14 protein-coding genes are annotated in these 14,730 nt (G+C 71.5%); 11 read left to right on the top strand and 3 right to left on the bottom strand.

The features are described from left to right. Positions 1–15: 15 nt before the first annotated feature. From C4J65_RS09040 to C4J65_RS09030, 3 genes are all read right to left on the bottom strand, one after another. Entirely contained in the window at positions 16–957 is a 942-nt protein-coding gene (locus tag C4J65_RS09040) for a hypothetical protein (protein WP_115741942.1), read from the bottom strand. 40 nt (positions 958–997) lie between these two features. Beyond that, positions 998–2,590 (bottom strand): DUF6801 domain-containing protein, encoded by a 1,593-nt coding sequence (locus C4J65_RS09035; protein ID WP_115741941.1) that lies wholly within the window; start codon positions 2,588–2,590, stop codon positions 998–1,000. Positions 2,591–2,700: 110 nt separating this feature from the next. Next, positions 2,701–3,339: a hypothetical protein gene (locus C4J65_RS09030; RefSeq protein ID WP_115741940.1), complete on the bottom strand. Its 639-nt coding sequence runs from the start codon at positions 3,337–3,339 to the stop codon at positions 2,701–2,703. A 654-nt stretch (positions 3,340–3,993) separates the two neighbouring features. Between C4J65_RS09030 and C4J65_RS09025 the strand changes: the two genes are divergently transcribed. From C4J65_RS09025 to C4J65_RS08975, 11 genes are read left to right on the top strand one after another with little or no spacing between them, the layout of a single operon-like run. Next, positions 3,994–5,004 carry an ATP-binding cassette domain-containing protein gene (locus tag C4J65_RS09025; protein WP_162833091.1) on the top strand — a complete coding sequence of 337 codons (1,011 nt, stop codon included), beginning with the start codon at positions 3,994–3,996 and terminating at the stop codon, positions 5,002–5,004. Further along, positions 5,001–5,765, top strand: coding sequence for an ABC transporter permease (locus C4J65_RS09020; RefSeq protein ID WP_087791076.1), 765 nt, complete (start codon positions 5,001–5,003; stop codon positions 5,763–5,765). The genes C4J65_RS09025 and C4J65_RS09020 overlap by 4 nt, the downstream gene beginning before the upstream one ends. A gap of 6 nt (positions 5,766–5,771) precedes the next feature. After that, on the top strand, positions 5,772–6,578 hold the full coding sequence (locus tag C4J65_RS09015) for an ABC transporter permease (RefSeq protein ID WP_115741938.1): 807 nt from the start codon (positions 5,772–5,774) through the stop codon (positions 6,576–6,578). 1 nt (position 6,579) lies between these two features. Beyond that, positions 6,580–7,836, top strand: a complete 1,257-nt coding sequence (locus C4J65_RS09010; RefSeq protein WP_115741937.1) for an MCE family protein — start codon at positions 6,580–6,582, stop codon at positions 7,834–7,836. Next, positions 7,833–8,897: an MlaD family protein gene (locus C4J65_RS09005; protein WP_115741936.1), complete on the top strand. Its 1,065-nt coding sequence runs from the start codon at positions 7,833–7,835 to the stop codon at positions 8,895–8,897. The genes C4J65_RS09010 and C4J65_RS09005 overlap by 4 nt, the downstream gene beginning before the upstream one ends. Beyond that, a complete protein-coding gene (locus C4J65_RS09000; RefSeq protein WP_115741935.1) occupies positions 8,894–9,946 on the top strand; it encodes an MCE family protein in 1,053 nt (350 codons plus the stop codon). Before C4J65_RS09005 ends, C4J65_RS09000 begins: the two co-directional genes overlap by 4 nt. Continuing rightward, complete coding sequence (locus tag C4J65_RS08995; protein ID WP_115741934.1) at positions 9,946–10,959, top strand: MCE family protein; 1,014 nt, start codon at positions 9,946–9,948, stop codon at positions 10,957–10,959. Before C4J65_RS09000 ends, C4J65_RS08995 begins: the two co-directional genes overlap by 1 nt. After that, positions 10,956–12,200, top strand: a complete 1,245-nt coding sequence (locus tag C4J65_RS08990) for an MCE family protein (protein WP_115741933.1) — start codon at positions 10,956–10,958, stop codon at positions 12,198–12,200. The genes C4J65_RS08995 and C4J65_RS08990 overlap by 4 nt, the downstream gene beginning before the upstream one ends. Further along, complete coding sequence (locus tag C4J65_RS08985; protein ID WP_115741932.1) at positions 12,197–13,480, top strand: MlaD family protein; 1,284 nt, start codon at positions 12,197–12,199, stop codon at positions 13,478–13,480. Before C4J65_RS08990 ends, C4J65_RS08985 begins: the two co-directional genes overlap by 4 nt. Beyond that, entirely contained in the window at positions 13,477–13,986 is a 510-nt protein-coding gene (locus C4J65_RS08980; RefSeq protein ID WP_115741931.1) for a hypothetical protein, read from the top strand. Before C4J65_RS08985 ends, C4J65_RS08980 begins: the two co-directional genes overlap by 4 nt. Further along, the gene (locus C4J65_RS08975; protein WP_115741930.1) at positions 13,986–14,729 is read left to right on the top strand and encodes a nuclear transport factor 2 family protein; all 744 of its coding nucleotides are present in this window, start codon (positions 13,986–13,988) and stop codon (positions 14,727–14,729) included. The genes C4J65_RS08980 and C4J65_RS08975 overlap by 1 nt, the downstream gene beginning before the upstream one ends. The last annotated feature ends 1 nt before the right edge of the window (position 14,730 follow it).

The following is a 14,730-nucleotide window of genomic DNA, read 5'->3' as shown; positions in this document are numbered from 1 at the left end:
GTGGTTCCCCGAGGGCTACTTGGCGGCGGAGTGCCAGTTCTCGGAGAGGACCTTGCCGGCGTCGGGGACGACGGTCCCGGGTGCGTTGAGCCCGGTGAGGTGGGTCCGGGTGTCGTTCAGGGTGACACTGTTGTTCCCGGCGGCGGAGGGCAGTCCGGTCTTCGCGTTCACCGCGGCGTTGATCAGGCCGATGTTCAGGCCGCAGCCGGTGGCGCCGGGCACCGCGAAGGTGCCGTCGTTCTGGGTGGCGCCGGTGAGGTTGATCCGGCTCATCTCGCCGGCCGCGTCCACGGTGCCGTCACCCTGGAAGAAGGTCATGCCGAACTCGGGGTAGTTGCGGTTCTCCGGGCGCAGCACGATCGGGTTGGCGGCCGTCCCGATGTAGCAGTTGTCGCCGAGCAGCGGGTTCTCCAGGTGGATGCGGACCGGCAGGGCGACGATGGGCAGGTCGGTGAGGACGCCCGCGGTCTGGTCGAAGGCGTAGGGCGCGCCGGCCGACTCCATGGTCGCGGTGATCTTGTTGAGGCTGGAGTTCTCCAGCGACTCGCAGATGCCCGTGATGATGAATATGTCGCTCGGGCACATCAGGCCGAGCAGTCCGCCGGGCACGGTGGCGGGCTCGGCGACCAGCGCGCCGGAGGCGGGGGCGACCACACTGCTGGTGCCGTCCGCGTTCTGGACGACGCCCATCTGCAGGTTGGTCCTGCCGGTCGTCACGGTGGTGTCGCCCAGCTTGATGGACCCGCTCGCCGAGGTGGACACCACGCACTGCGGGGTCTTCTCGAAGCCGTCGGCGTTCAGCATCGCCGGGGCGTCCACGGGGCATCGGGTGAAGGGGGCCCACTCGCCGTTCAGCGCGGGGTCGGCGGCGGTCGCCGTGCCCAGCGAGGCGAAGGCGCCGAGCGCGGTCAGCGCGGACACGGTGGCGAGCCGGGTGCGGGTGGAGATCGGGCGCATGGTGGTGGCCTTCCGTGGAGGTGGGAGAGGAGGAGCCGAGTCAGCGCTCGGCGACGGGGATCACGTAGGGCTGGAGGTCCTGTGTGCACTCGCCGCTGGTGTTCGGGGTCTCGTACACGGGGTTGGCGATCGAGCACGTCTGGCCCTGGACCTGCTTGATGAGGTTGCCGGGTCCGGACACGGAGGCGGTGAGCAGACGGTCGAGGTCCTCGCCGTCGGTGCCGCAGCCGGTGAAGGCGGGGATGGTGGCCTCGCCGGACAGCACGCCGCCGCTGAGGAGCAGGTAGCCGGTGGCCGTCTGGCCGGGGATCAGCTCGCCGTGTCCGTACAGCACCAGGTGGTCACCGGGATGGTTCACGGGATCCGGGTCCTTCGAGGTGAGGGACGTCTCGGTCCGGCACCCCGGACCGACGTCCAGGGGCGTCCCGTTGACCTCGAGGTCCAGCACGTGCAGGACCAACGGGGCCCGGACGTAGGTGTCCGTGATCGTGGTGAAGTCGGACAGGCGCATCTTCATGCGCGAGTCGATCCTGACGGGGCCCTTCTGCTCCAGCACCATGGTCGCCTTCACCGGAGTGAAGTCGAAGGACAGGAAGCTGCTTTGGAACGGCGGTGTCTCCTTGCGCTCCTGATAGTGGAAGTCGCCGAACGACACCATGTCGAAGATCAGGTACTCCGGGTCGGGAGGGCCGGGCAGATAGTCTCCCTGCTCGATCAGCATGCAGGACGGCGGCAGGTACGAGGCGGCCTTCTGCTTGCGCACGTTGGTGTAGCCGGTGATGTAGGCGTTGAGCGATCTCGACGTGGGCGGGTGCTGCTCGTCGTACTGGCACGGCGGTGCGTTCCGGTCCGCCGTGCCCGGTGTGTTCTCCAGCACCTCCGGCGACCGCTCGGACTGCCGTTCCGCCGCCTCGCTCCCCGGTGTGTCCCGCTGCCCGTCCCCGGCCGGGTCCGACGCCGAAGCGGATCCGGACGGGGAGGGCGAGCCGCTCGCCCCGGCGCCGCCCGCGCGGACCGGAACGGTGGCCAGCAGCCCCTGGCCCGGCGCGTCCTCGGCGAGGGTGCACTCGACGGTCAGCGAGCCGGGGTCCGCGGTGGCCGGGTCCGCCGCCCCGAGCGCCAGGTCGATGGCGAGGGCGCCCGCGGAGAACGTCAGGTCGCCGTCGCTCCGGCCGGCCACCGAGGGTACGTCTCCCCGCGTCACCAGGGTCAGCGGCCCCGACCCGGGCAGCGCGACCGGCTCGGCGCCGCCCCGCCAGGTCGCCGTGGCCGTGGCCGAGTTCTGGGCGACACCGACGGCAAGCCGGGTGGCCGCCCGCACCTCGGCCGCGTCGCGCGCGGTCAGGTCCGCGACCGCCTCCGCCGGGAGCTCCACGGTCGTGGTGACGCCGGAGGGCGTGAACGCCTCGTCCGCCTCGGCCCGTTCCGGGAACTCCGCCGAGACCCGCACCGTCGCGGGCAGTTGCCCGGAGGGCAGCGCGCAGACGTAGGGGAGTTCGGCCTCGACCTCCTGGGTGCCCGAGGCGGAGGCCGTGGTCGGGACCAGGGCGGCGAGCACCACGAAGGCGGCGATCGACGTGGTCCGGGCCCGGGCCCGGGACGGCCGCGGGGCGGCGGCTGGCGTGGCTTTCATGCGACTCCGCTCGGATGGCTCGGACGGGAGGCCGGTCTTCTCGGGCGCGGCTCACGGCCCGCGTCCGCCCGGCCGGGATGCCGGCCGGGCGGACGCGGACCGTCGGACGCCTAGGCGGGCGGGTTCGAGCCGACGATGGTCGGGATGGCGCCGGTGCCCTTCTCGGTGACGGCGTAGTTGCCCTTGAAGGTGGGCTTGGTGGTGGGCGTGACGATCGCACCGCAGTTGACGGGGTTGCTGACCGTCAGTTCACCGGCGGTGCTGTTGATCGCCAGGACGCCGGTGGAGTTGGTGTAGGTGCCCGAGGCCTGGCCCGACACCGTGAACTTGCAGGCTCCGGCGGTCACGTTGGCCACCACGTTGTCGACGTAGCCCGTGGTGACACCGCTGGCCGCGTCGTAGTCCACCGCGACGACGTCCCAGGGGGTGACCGACGTGGTGGTGACGTTGCCCAGGACGCTGGTGCACGGCGAGCCGGACGCGCCGAAGTGCATGGTGTCGATGTCGGCGACGTCCGCCGGGTTGCCGGTGGCGCTGTTCATGGTGCCGTCCGCGGTCGAGACCGTGCAGGTCATCGGGATCGTGGCGGTCAGCACGATGTTGCCGACGTTCACGGCCTCGAAGTCGGCCGGGGAGGGCGTGACGGTCCAGACGGTGGAGGGCACCGCCGAGGACGGGACGGCGGCGAGACCCAGCGCCGACGCGGCCGCACACACCACGAGGGCCGACCTTCTCATGCTCTTCTTCATGACTCGGACTCTCCTTGAGGGTTGACCGGCATTGGGCCGTGACGTTACTCGTCGGAAACATAGGCGAACAATGCGGCCGTCCATGATTCTTTGAAAAGTGGAACAAGCTGTTTCCGGGGTGAGTGGAACGCGATTCGGCTTAGTCATCCGATGCCAAGTCCGACGGGGTCCGGCTCGCGGCGCTCCCGCCCCGCAACCGTCGCACGCAAGGGGGTTCCGGTACTCACCCGATGACAAGTTACCCATGGGTTCTTGTGTCTTCCCTGACAGGTTCCGGATGGCCGAAGTCGGTATCCCGGAAAACTCCGAATCCGGTGTTGCCCGCCGAGGTTACTCGGCCGTAACGTGCCGGTGCGGTGCTCGGTTCCAGGTCGGTGGCCCCCGTCGGCCGGAGCCATGGCGGACGCGTTCTGGCCCACCCTCCATCGGGCCCGGGTGTCCGCCGGCGGGGTCCCGCGGGATCCACACCCCCCGGAACCGCGAGACCCTGCCCTGTCTCCCCGGAGACAAGTGCGGGGCGGGGAGGTTGTCAGCGCGGTGACAAGTTCCCCGGGGGTGCCGGAGATCCGTGCCGCACCCGTTGTCAGTGCGCTTCGGGCCGACTTAACGTGCGGGCCCGCAGCGCGTATCCGATTGGCGTCCGCTGGAGGTGATATGGGAATCGAAGTAGTGGTCGAGGGTCTGACCAAGTCCTTCGGTAAGCAGAGCATCTGGCGGGACGTGTCACTCACTCTTCCGGCCGGAGAGGTCAGCGTGATGCTGGGCCCGTCCGGAACCGGTAAGACCGTTTTCCTCAAGTCGCTCATAGGGCTGCTCAAACCCGAGAAGGGCCGTGTCCTCATCAACGGGGTGGACATGGTGAACAGTCCGGAAAGAGACATCTACGAGACCCGGAAACTGTTCGGTCTCATGTTCCAGGACGGCGCCCTCTTCGGGTCCATGTCCCTTTTCGACAACATCGCCTTCCCGCTGCGCGAACACACCCGCAAGAAGGAGTCCGAGATCCGCCGCATCGTCATGGAGCGGATCGAGGTCGTCGGGCTGCTGGGCGCGGAGGGAAAGCTCCCGGGGGAGATCAGCGGAGGCATGCGCAAGCGGGCCGGACTGGCCCGCGCGCTCGTCCTGGACCCGCAGATCATCCTGTGCGACGAACCGGACTCCGGTCTCGACCCGGTCCGCACCGCCTACATCTCCCAGCTGCTGATCGACCTCAACGCGCAGCTCGACGCGACGATGCTGATCGTCACCCACAACCTCGACATCGCCGCCACCGTGCCCGACAACATGGGGATGCTCTTCCTGCGCGAACTCGTCACCTTCGGCCCGCGCGAGGTGCTGCTCACCAGCGACGAACCGGTCGTGTCCCAGTTCCTGGGCGGCCGGCGCGAGGGTCCCATCGGGATGTCCGAGGAGAAGGACGCGGCCACCCTCGCCGCCGAGGCGGACGCCGCCTGCGCGGCCCCCGCCGCACCCCGGGAGATCGTGCCGCAGCTGGAGCCGTCGCCGGGCCTGCCGCCGCGTCGGGCCGTCGCACGCCGGCGTGAGCGTGTCATGGGCATGATCGACTCGTTGCCGCCCGCCGCGCGGTCCGCCATCCGGGACACCTACGCGAAGAGTTCCGAGGCGGCCACCCTGCCGATGCCCACCGCCGGGAGCGGCGCGTGATCACCGGCGCGCTGCGGCAGACCGGACGGCTCTTCGCGCTCGCCGCCGAAGTCGTCCGGGCCGTCTTCCGAAGACCCTTCCAGTTCCGCGAGTTCGTCGAGCAGTTCTGGTTCGTCGCCAGCGTGACCATCCTGCCCGCCGCCCTGGTCTCGATCCCCTTCGGCGCCGTCATCGCCCTCCAGGTCGGCTCCCTGACCGAGCAGCTGGGCGCCCAGTCGTTCACCGGCGGCGCCAGCGTCCTCGCCGTCGTCCAGCAGGCCAGCCCGCTCATCGTCGCGCTGCTCATCGCCGGCGCCGGCGGCTCGGCCATCTGCGCCGACCTCGGCTCCCGCAAGATCCGCGAGGAACTCGACGCCATGGAGGTCATGGGCGTCTCCCCGGTGCAGCGCCTGGTCGTGCCCCGGGTGCTGGCCGCGATGGGCGTCGCGGTCCTGCTCAACGGGCTGGTCTCCGTCGTCGGCATCCTGGGCGGCTACTTCTTCAACGTCATCATGCAGGGCGGCACCCCCGGCGCCTACCTCTCCAGCTTCTCCGCCCTCGCCCAGCTGCCCGACCTCTACGTCAGCGAACTCAAGGCGCTGATCTTCGGGTTCATCGCGGGCATCGTCGCCGCCTACCGGGGCCTCAACCCGCGCGGTGGCCCCAAGGGCGTCGGCGACGCCGTCAACCAGTCCGTCGTCATCACGTTCCTGCTGCTCTTCTTCGTCAACATGGTGATGACGGCCATCTACCTCCAGATCGTCCCGCCGAAGGGAGGCTGAGGTCCGATGGCCTCCCCGCTCGTCTGGCTCGACCGCTCCGGCGACCAACTGCTCTTCTACGTCCGGGCCCTGCTGTGGGTCCCGCGGACCCTGCGCCGCTACCTCAAGGAGGTGCAGCGCCTCCTCGCCGAGGTGGCCTTCGGCTCCGGCGGCCTCGGCGTCATCGGCGGCACCATCGGCGTGATGATCGCGATGACGCTCTTCACCGGGACCGTCGTCGGAATCCAGGGCTACGCGGCCCTCGACCAGATCGGCACGGCCGCGTTCACCGGATTCGTCTCCGCCTACTTCAACACCCGCGAGATCGCGCCCCTCGTCGCCGGACTCGCCCTCTCCGCGACCGTCGGAGCCGGCTTCACCGCCCAGCTCGGCGCCATGCGCATCAACGAGGAGGTCGACGCGCTGGAGGGCATGGGCATCCGCTCCATGCCCTACCTCGTCACCACCCGCATCATCGCCGGCGTCGTCGCCATCATCCCGCTCTACGCGATCGGGCTGCTCTCCTCCTTCCTCGCCTCCCGCTACGTGACCGTCCTGTTCAACGGGCAGTCCCGGGGGACGTACGACCACTACTTCAACCTCTTCCTCTCCCCGACGGACGTGCTGCTCTCCGTCCTGAAGGTGCTGATCTTCAGCGTGATGGTGATCGTCGCCCACTGCTACTACGGCTACCGCGCCTCCGGCGGCCCGGCCGGTGTCGGCGTCGCCGTCGGCCGGTCGGTGCGCAACGCCATCGTGCTGATCAGCGTCACCGACTTCTTCCTGTCGCTGGCCCTGTGGGGCGCGACCACGACCGTGAAGGTGGCGGGGTGAGATGAGCCGACCGGAAGGACACACACTGCGCCGCCGGCTCGCCGGGGTCGTGTTCGTGCTGGTGCCCGCCCTGCTGATCTGGCTGGCCGTCGCCGTCTACGACAAGAGGTTCACCGACTCCGACCCGGTGGTCGTCGAGACCGGCAGCGCCGGCAACCAGATGCACCCCGGCGCCGAGGTGAAGCTGCGCGGCGTGGTCGTCGGCGAGGTCCGCGCCATCGACGCCTTTGGCGACGGCGCCCGGCTCACCCTCGCCATGAAGCCCGGCGCGCTGGACGACGTACCGTCCGACGTCCGCGCGCAGATGCTGCCCACCACCCTCTTCGGCGAGCGGTTCGTCGCCCTCGTGCCGCCCGCGAACCCCTCGCCCGAGCCCCTGGCCGCCGGGGCCGTCGTCCCCCAGGACCGGTCCGCGAACGCCATCGAGCTCCAGCAGGTGCTCGACGACGTCCTGCCGATGCTCACCGCCGTCCAGCCGCAGAAGCTCTCCGCGACCCTGTCCGCCGTCTCGCAGGCCCTCGAAGGCCGCGGGGAGCGGCTCGGCGACACGCTCACCCTGCTGGACGAGCACCTGGCGGAGTTCAACCCCCACCTGCCCGCCCTCAACCGCGACCTCAAGGAACTCGTGAAGGTCAGCCACGTCTACGCGGACGCCGCGCCCGACATCGTCACGGCGCTCACCGACTTCACCACCACCAGCGGCACCCTCGCCGAGCAGGAGGCGGAACTCGCCGCCACCCTCGGCGCCACGACCCGGACGGCCGAGGACGTGACGGCCTTCCTGCACAAGAACAAGGACAACATCATCCGGCTCGGCGACACCGGCCGCCCCACCCTGGAACTGCTCGCCGAGTACTCCCCGGCCTTCCCCTGCACCCTGCGCACCCTCGCCGAGTTCGTGCCGGCCATGGACAAGGCGCTCGGCAAGGGCACCGACCGGCCCGGCATCCACGTCGACGTCACCAGCGTCGCCTCGCGCGGGGCCTACCGACCCGGCCGCGACACCCCGGTGTACGACTCCGGCGGCGGGCCCCGCTGCCCCTCCGTGCCCTACCTCGGCACCCTGCCCCGGCCCACCGCGCGGGCCGCCACCCCCGCGGCCGAGCAGGACCTCGGGCCCGCCAACTCCCCGCAGGAGAACGACCTCGTCAACGAACTCCTCGCCCCCGCCGCCGGGAAGAGCCCCGGTGACCTGCCCGACTGGAGCAGCCTGCTCGTCGGCCCCGTCTACCGCGGTACGGAGGTGACCCTCGGATGACCGGCGCCGACCACGCGCACACCCGGCGCCGTCCGCTGACCGGACCGCTGGTCAAGTCCCTCGTCTTCGTGGTGGTCACCGCCCTCGCCACGACCGTGCTCGGCCTGAGCGTCGCCGGCACCAGCGTCGACTCCGGCACCGGGACCAGCAGCTACCAGGCCCTCTTCACCGACGTCACCGGCCTCGTCGACGGCGACAGCGTGCGGATCTCCGGGGTGACGGTCGGCGAGGTGACCGACGTACGCGTCGTCGACCGGCGCACCGCGCAGGTCACCTTCACCGTCCGCGACGACCGCAGGCTGCCCCGGTCGACCACCGCGGCCGTGAAGTACCTCAACATGGTCGGCCAGCGCTACGTCTCCCTCGGCCGCGGCAGCGGCGACCTCACCGGCACCCTCCCGGACGGCGGCACCGTCCCGCTGGAGCGCACCACGCCCGCGCTCGACCTGACCCTGCTCTTCAACGGCTTCAAGCCACTGTTCGAGGGCCTCTCCCCGAAGGACGTCAACGAACTGGCCGGATCGATCGTGCAGGTGCTCCAGGGCGAGGGCGCCACCGTCGACAGCCTGATCCGCCACGTCGGCTCGCTCGGCACGACCGTCGCCGCCAAGGACAAGGTGATCGGCGAGGTCGTCGAGAACCTCACCACCGTCCTGGACACCCTCAACGACCGCGAGGACGGCTTCGACGACCTCGTGGTCACCCTCCAGAAGCTCGTCACCGGCTTCAACCAGGACCGCAAACCGCTCGGCGAGGCCGTCGCCGCCATGGGCGACCTGACCACCGTCACCGCGGGACTCCTCGAGGACGGACGCGCCCCCCTCAAGAAGGACATCCGCGAACTGGGCCGGCTCTCGGCGGGCCTCGGCGAGCACACCCCGCAGATCGAGGACTTCCTGGAGAAGAGCCCCGCCAAGATGACCGCCCTGGCCCGCCTGTCCTCCTACGGCTCGTGGTTCAACCTCTACCTCTGCGAGGCGCGCGTGAGCGGAGTGACCACCTCCGACGGCTCGAAGCCGCCGACCGGCATCGCGATCACCGAATCGAGGTGCCGCGGATGAAGCGCCCCCGCCCCCGACCCCGCATCAAGCCGGTCAAGGAACGCAACCCCGTCGCCGTCGGCATCGCCGGACTGCTCGTTCTCGCTCTGGTCGCCCTCCTCGTCTACAACGTCGACCGGCTGCCGTTCGGCGGCGGCACCACCTACAGCGCCGACTTCTCCGAGTCCGCCGGCCTCGACGAGGGCGACGAGGTGCGCATCGCCGGCGTCAAGGTCGGCCAGGTCACCTCGGTCGCGCTCGACGGCGCCAAGGTCAAGGTCACCTTCGAGGTCGAGGACGCCTGGCTCGGCGACCGGACGACCGCCGCCATCGCCATCAAGACCGTCCTCGGCGACAAGTACCTGGCGCTCGACCCGCTCGGCTCCGGCCGCCAGGACCCCGGCGCCCGCATCCCGCTCGCCCGCACCACCTCCCCCTACGACGTGACCCAGGCCTTCCAGGACCTCAGCGGCACCGTCGACGACATCGACACCGGACGGCTCGCGGAGAGCTTCGAGACCATCTCCGACACCTTCAAGGACTCCCCGCCGCACGTGCGCAAGGCCGCCACCGGCCTGTCCGACCTGTCGAAGTCCCTCTCCAAGCGCGACGCCAAGCTCTCCGAACTCCTCAAGGGCAGCGCGCGGTTCACCAAGACGCTGGAGAACAACAAGTCCAGCTTCGAGACCCTCATCGAGGACGGCGGCCCCCTGCTCGGCGAACTCCGCGACCGGCGCACCGCCATCAGCGCCCTGCTCAAGGGCAGCCAGGACCTCGGCACCGAACTCGGCGGCCTCGTCAAGGACAACGAGAAGCAGCTCGGCCCCACCCTCAAGGCGCTCGGCCGGGTCACCAGCGTCCTGGAGAAGAACAACACCCGGCTCGGCGAGACCCTGGCCCTGGTCGGCCCGTACTACCGCCTGGTCGGCAACACCCTGGGCAACGGCCGCTGGTTCGACAGCTACCTGTGCGGCGTCGTGCCCCGCGACTACCTGCCCGAGACCTCCCAGCCCTCGACCGGATGCCTGCCGCCGAAACAGCCCGCGGCGGCCCAGGGGAGCGGTGCGTGATGACCCGACGCCGAAAGATCCTCACCGGGGTGCTCGCCCTCGTGGTGCTCGCCGCCGGCGGCCTGGCCGCCGCCCGGGCGCTCGAAGCCGACGGCACCCGCGTCACCGCGTACTTCGACCGCGCCATCGGCGTCTACGCCGGATCCGACCTGCGCATCCTCGGGGTGCGCGTCGGCGAGGTGGAGTCGGTGGACCCCGAGGGCACCAGGGTCCGCGTCGGCCTCCGCCTGGACGACGGGATCAAGGTCCCCAAGGACGCGCGGGCCGTCGTCGTCGCGCCGAGCGTCGTCGCCGACCGCTACGTGCAGCTCACCCCCGCCTACCGCGAGGGCCCCGCCCTGGCCGACGGCGCCGTACTGCCCGCCTCCCGCAACCACGTCCCCGTCGAGATCGACCAGATCTACGACTCCATCACCGAACTCGGCGACGCCCTCGGCCCGGACGGCGCCAACTCCGACGGCGCCCTGTCCGAACTGCTGAAGACCGGCGCCGACAACCTCGACGGCAACGGCGAGGCCATCGGCGACAGCGTCGAGGAGTTCGGCAAGGCCGCCAAGACCCTCGACGGCAGCAGCGGCGACCTGTTCAGGACGCTCAGCAGCCTCCAGACCTTCACCACCATGCTGAAGAACAAGGACACCGACGTGCGCACCGCCCAGGAACGCCTGGACGAGGTCGTCAGCTTCTTCGCCGACAACAAGGACGACCTCACCGGCGCCCTGGAGGAACTCGGCAAGGCCCTCGGCCAGGTCAAGACCTTCATCGAGGACAACCGGGGCGAGCTGAAGAAGAACGTCGACCGGCTGGTCCCCATCACCCGGACCCTGGTCGAGCAGCGCGCCTCGCTGGCCGAGGCCCTGGACGTGGCCCCCCTGGCCGCCGACAACGTCGTGAACGCCTACAACCCCGACACCCGCACCCTCGACGGCCGCGCCAACCTCAACGAGATCAGCAGCGGCGGCCCGCTGCTGCCGCTGCCGGTGGCCGGGACGGAGAAGGGGGAGGGGCGATGAAGCGCGCAACGCTCCCCAGGGGCCGGGCGGCCGGCCTCACCGCCGGCGGACTGGTCGCCGTCGGACTCGCCCTCGCCCTGACCCTCGGCGGGGTGAGCCTCGTACCGAGCGGCTTCGACGGCATCGAGGACCTGCCACTGCCCGGCGGCGCCGACCTCGGCGACCACCCCTACACCGTCACCGCGGAACTCCAGGACGTGCTCAGCCTCGTCCCGCACTCCGCGGTACGGGTCAACGACGTCGCCGTCGGCCGGATCACCGGCATCGAACTCGGCGAGGACGACTGGTCGGCCCGCGTCACCATGGAGATCAACGGCGAGGTCCGGCTGCCCGCCGACGCCACCGCGCGGCTCGAACAGTCCAGCCTGCTGGGCGAGAAGTACGTCCAGCTCGTCGCGCCCGCCAAGGAGACCGGATCCGGCCGGCTGACCGACGGGAGCGTCATCCCGCTGGCCCGCACCAGCCGCAACACCGAGGTCGAGGAGGTGTTCGGCGCGCTGTCCCTGCTCCTCAACGGCGGCGGTGTCAACCAGCTCAAGACCATCACCCGGGAGCTCAACGCCGCGCTCGGCGGCCGCGAACCCGAGGTCCGCTCGATGCTGAAACGGGTCGACACCCTGGTGGGCGACCTCGACGACCACCGCGGAGACATCACCGACGCCCTCGACGCCGTCAACCGGCTCTCCTCGACCCTCGCCACCCGCAAGGAAGACGTCGGCACCGTCCTCACCGACCTCTCGCCCGGACTGAAGACGCTGGAGCAGCAGCGCGGCTCCCTGCTGACCATGCTGCGCTCCCTCGACACCCTGTCCGGCGTCGCCGTCTCCACCATCAACGCGAGCAAGGACGACATGATCGCCGACCTCAAGGCCGTCGCGCCGACGCTGCGGGCCCTGGCCGACGCGGGTACCGACCTCCCCGACTCGCTCCAGGTGCTGCTGACGTACCCGTTCACCGACGAGGTGCTGCGCGGGGTGAAGGGCGACTACCTCAACACCTACCTGAGCATGGTCGCCGTGCCCGGGACCGAGGTGATCCCGCCGCTGGTGGACGGGCCCACGCCCGGCCCGTCCCCGTCCATGACCCTGGACACCGGAGCGGGCCCGGCCGGGAAGCAGCGGTCCTCGCGGAAGCAATCCCCGGAGAAGCAGGGCGCCGCCTCGCCGCTGCCGCTGCCCTCCGTGCCCGGGGCCGGGCCTGCGTCCGGGACCGGACCGGCGTCCGGGGGTGAACACGGGTGATCACCCTCGCCGTACGGCTGAAGAACCTCGCCTTCCTCCTCATCGCCGTCCTCGCCCTCTCCTTCCTCGGCATCCGCTACGCCGACCTGGGCCGCTACGTGGGCGTCGCCGACTACTACACCGTGGACGTGCAACTCCCGCGCACCGGCGGACTGTTCACCCACTCCGACGTGACCTACCGGGGCGTCTCGGTGGGCCGCGTCGGCCCGATCGACCTCACCGCCGAGGGCGTGGTCGCCGAACTCCGCATCAAGAAGTCCGCGCCCCGCATCCCCGCCGACACCAAGGCCGTGGTCGCCGGGCTCTCCGCCGTCGGCGAGCAGTACATCGACCTGCGGCCCGAGAGCGACGGCTCCCCCTACCTCGCCGACGGCACCCGCATCGAACAGGCCGACACCGAGGTGCCCGCTCCCGTCACCGACGTCCTCACCAGCGTCGACGACCTCGTCGGCTCCGTCCCGCTGGAGGACCTGCGCACGGTCGTCGACGAGTTCGGCAAGGCCTTCGAAGGACACGGCGACGACCTCCAGATGCTGCTCGACAGCGGCAGCGACTTCGTCGAGGCCGCCGACCGGGCTCTGCCGTCCACCACCCTGCTCATCAACGACGGCGAGACCGTCCTGCGCACCCAGGCCCAGGAGGCGCGGGCCATCCGCGACTTCGCCGTCGGGGCCAAGGACCTGGCCGCCGCCCTCAAGGGCTCCGACGCCGACCTGCGCCGCCTCCTCGCCGTCACCCCCGAGGCCGCCACCCAGGTCAGCGGGCTGCTGCGGGACCTCGACCCGAGCCTCGGCGTCGTCCTCGCCAACCTCCTGACCACCTCCGAGGTCGCCGTCACCCGGCAGCGCGGCATCGAGGAACTCCTCGTGAAGTACCCGGCGGCCGTCTCCGCCGGCGCCACCGCCGTCGACGGGGGCAAGCTGGACCTCGGCCTGGCCGTCACCTTCTTCAGCCCCCTGCCCTGCACCGACGGCTACGGCGGCACCCGCTACCGCAACGGCCTCGACCTCGGCACCGCGCCCGCCCTCAACACCGACGCCGCCTGCACCGCCCCGGCCTCGGGCGGGAAGAACGTGCGCGGCTCGGCCAACGCCCCGAAGGGCGGCGCGGTCCCCGACCCGGCCACACCCGGCTCCCTGCCCTCGGGCAGCGGCCGGACCACCCCGGCCGACGACGGCTCCCCGGCGCTCCCCGGCGCGCTCGCCCTGCCGGGACAGAGCGGTGAGGCACCGGCCGGCCTGACGGACCTCCTCGCCCCGGCCGCCGGGGGTGCGCGATGAGGCGGGCCCGGATCCTCGCCGGAGCGGGGCTCGCGCTGGCCCTCGGCCTCTGCGGCACCGGCGCGTGGACGTACACGCAGGCCCGCACCGACGACGGGCTCGCGTACGGCCGGGAGCGGGACGAGGCGCTCGCCGACGGGCGCGAGGGCATCGCCGTACTCACCACGCTCGACGCGTCCACCCGGCAGCGGGCGGAGCGGAGCATCGGGGACTGGCGCGCCGTCTCCACCGGGCCGTTGCGCAAGGAACTCGGCGACACCCGGGCGGCGGCCGGGACCTCGGCGCGCGGCACCGTCACCGAGGCCGCCGTCACCGCGCTCGACACCCGGTCGGGTACGGCCAAGCTCATCGCCACCGTGCGCGTCGAGGTCACCCCCGCCGGCACGAAGAAGCCCTCCACCGACCGCAAACGCCTGGAGGCGGTGCTGGCCCGCACGGGCGAGGGGGAGTGGAAGGTGCGGGCACTGAGCGCCGTACCGGTGGCGCAGGAGAAGGGCGAGGAGTGATGACACCGACGTGGTTGCTGCGCAGGTCCGCTTCCCCGGAGCCCGGCACGGATTCGGCTCCGGGCACGGATTCGGGCCCGGACACGGGCTCGGCCGCGGACACCGGCCCCGCTGACGCGCCCGCCGAGACGGACGCGCCCGCCGAGGCCGCCGCGGCCGACGAGCCCGCCGGGGCCCCGGCGGCCGGGAAGCGCGTGCGCGACGGGCGCCTGCGGAGGGCGGTCCTGGCCGGGACCGCCGTGCTCCTCGTCCTCGGCGGCTGCGGATTCCTCTACGCGGCCCAGCAGCTGCGGTCGGCCGCACCCGCCCGGAACCAGGCGCTCACCGACGCGGAGGCCACCTCCCGCGTCGCGGGCGAGGTCGGCAACGCCCTCGCCCGGATCTTCTCCTACACCCCGGACGGCACCGCGGCCGCCGAACGCTCCGCGAGCACGGTTCTCGACGGCCGCGCCGCCCGGCAGTACGAGACCCTCTTCGCCCGGGTCCGCGACGACCTCACCGAGCAGCGCGTCACCCTGAGCACCCGGGCCGTGCGCACCGGAGTGATCGAACTCGACGGCGACCGGGCCCGCCTGCTGGTCTTCCTCGACCAGACCTCCCACCGCGACACGGGCACGGGCACGGACAAGGGCAAGGGCAAGGACAAGGGTGACGCCGGGGCCACCGCGGCCGCGGCCCAACTCACCGTCACCGCACGGCTCGACGACGACCGTTGGCGGATCGTCGACATCAAGGCCCGCTGAC

Source organism: Streptomyces sp. CB09001, from assembly GCF_003369795.1.
GTDB lineage: Bacteria > Actinomycetota > Actinomycetes > Streptomycetales > Streptomycetaceae > Streptomyces.
This window is presented reverse-complemented; position numbering and strand designations above follow the sequence as displayed.

Excerpts from the sequence above, each read along its gene's own strand:
- C4J65_RS09040 (WP_115741942.1), bottom strand. The coding sequence starts at position 957 with ATGCGCCCGATCTCCACCCGCACCCGGCTCGCCACCGTGTCCGCGCTG.
- C4J65_RS09035 (WP_115741941.1), bottom strand. The coding sequence starts at position 2,590 with ATGAAAGCCACGCCAGCCGCCGCCCCGCGGCCGTCCCGGGCCCGGGCC.
- C4J65_RS09030 (WP_115741940.1), bottom strand. The coding sequence starts at position 3,339 with ATGAAGAAGAGCATGAGAAGGTCGGCCCTCGTGGTGTGTGCGGCCGCG.
- C4J65_RS09025 (WP_162833091.1), top strand. The coding sequence starts at position 3,994 with ATGGGAATCGAAGTAGTGGTCGAGGGTCTGACCAAGTCCTTCGGTAAG.
- C4J65_RS09015 (WP_115741938.1), top strand. The coding sequence starts at position 5,772 with ATGGCCTCCCCGCTCGTCTGGCTCGACCGCTCCGGCGACCAACTGCTC.
- C4J65_RS09010 (WP_115741937.1), top strand. The coding sequence starts at position 6,580 with ATGAGCCGACCGGAAGGACACACACTGCGCCGCCGGCTCGCCGGGGTC.
- C4J65_RS09005 (WP_115741936.1), top strand. The coding sequence starts at position 7,833 with ATGACCGGCGCCGACCACGCGCACACCCGGCGCCGTCCGCTGACCGGA.
- C4J65_RS09000 (WP_115741935.1), top strand. The coding sequence starts at position 8,894 with ATGAAGCGCCCCCGCCCCCGACCCCGCATCAAGCCGGTCAAGGAACGC.
- C4J65_RS08995 (WP_115741934.1), top strand. The coding sequence starts at position 9,946 with ATGACCCGACGCCGAAAGATCCTCACCGGGGTGCTCGCCCTCGTGGTG.
- C4J65_RS08990 (WP_115741933.1), top strand. The coding sequence starts at position 10,956 with ATGAAGCGCGCAACGCTCCCCAGGGGCCGGGCGGCCGGCCTCACCGCC.
- C4J65_RS08980 (WP_115741931.1), top strand. The coding sequence starts at position 13,477 with ATGAGGCGGGCCCGGATCCTCGCCGGAGCGGGGCTCGCGCTGGCCCTC.
- C4J65_RS08975 (WP_115741930.1), top strand. The coding sequence starts at position 13,986 with ATGACACCGACGTGGTTGCTGCGCAGGTCCGCTTCCCCGGAGCCCGGC.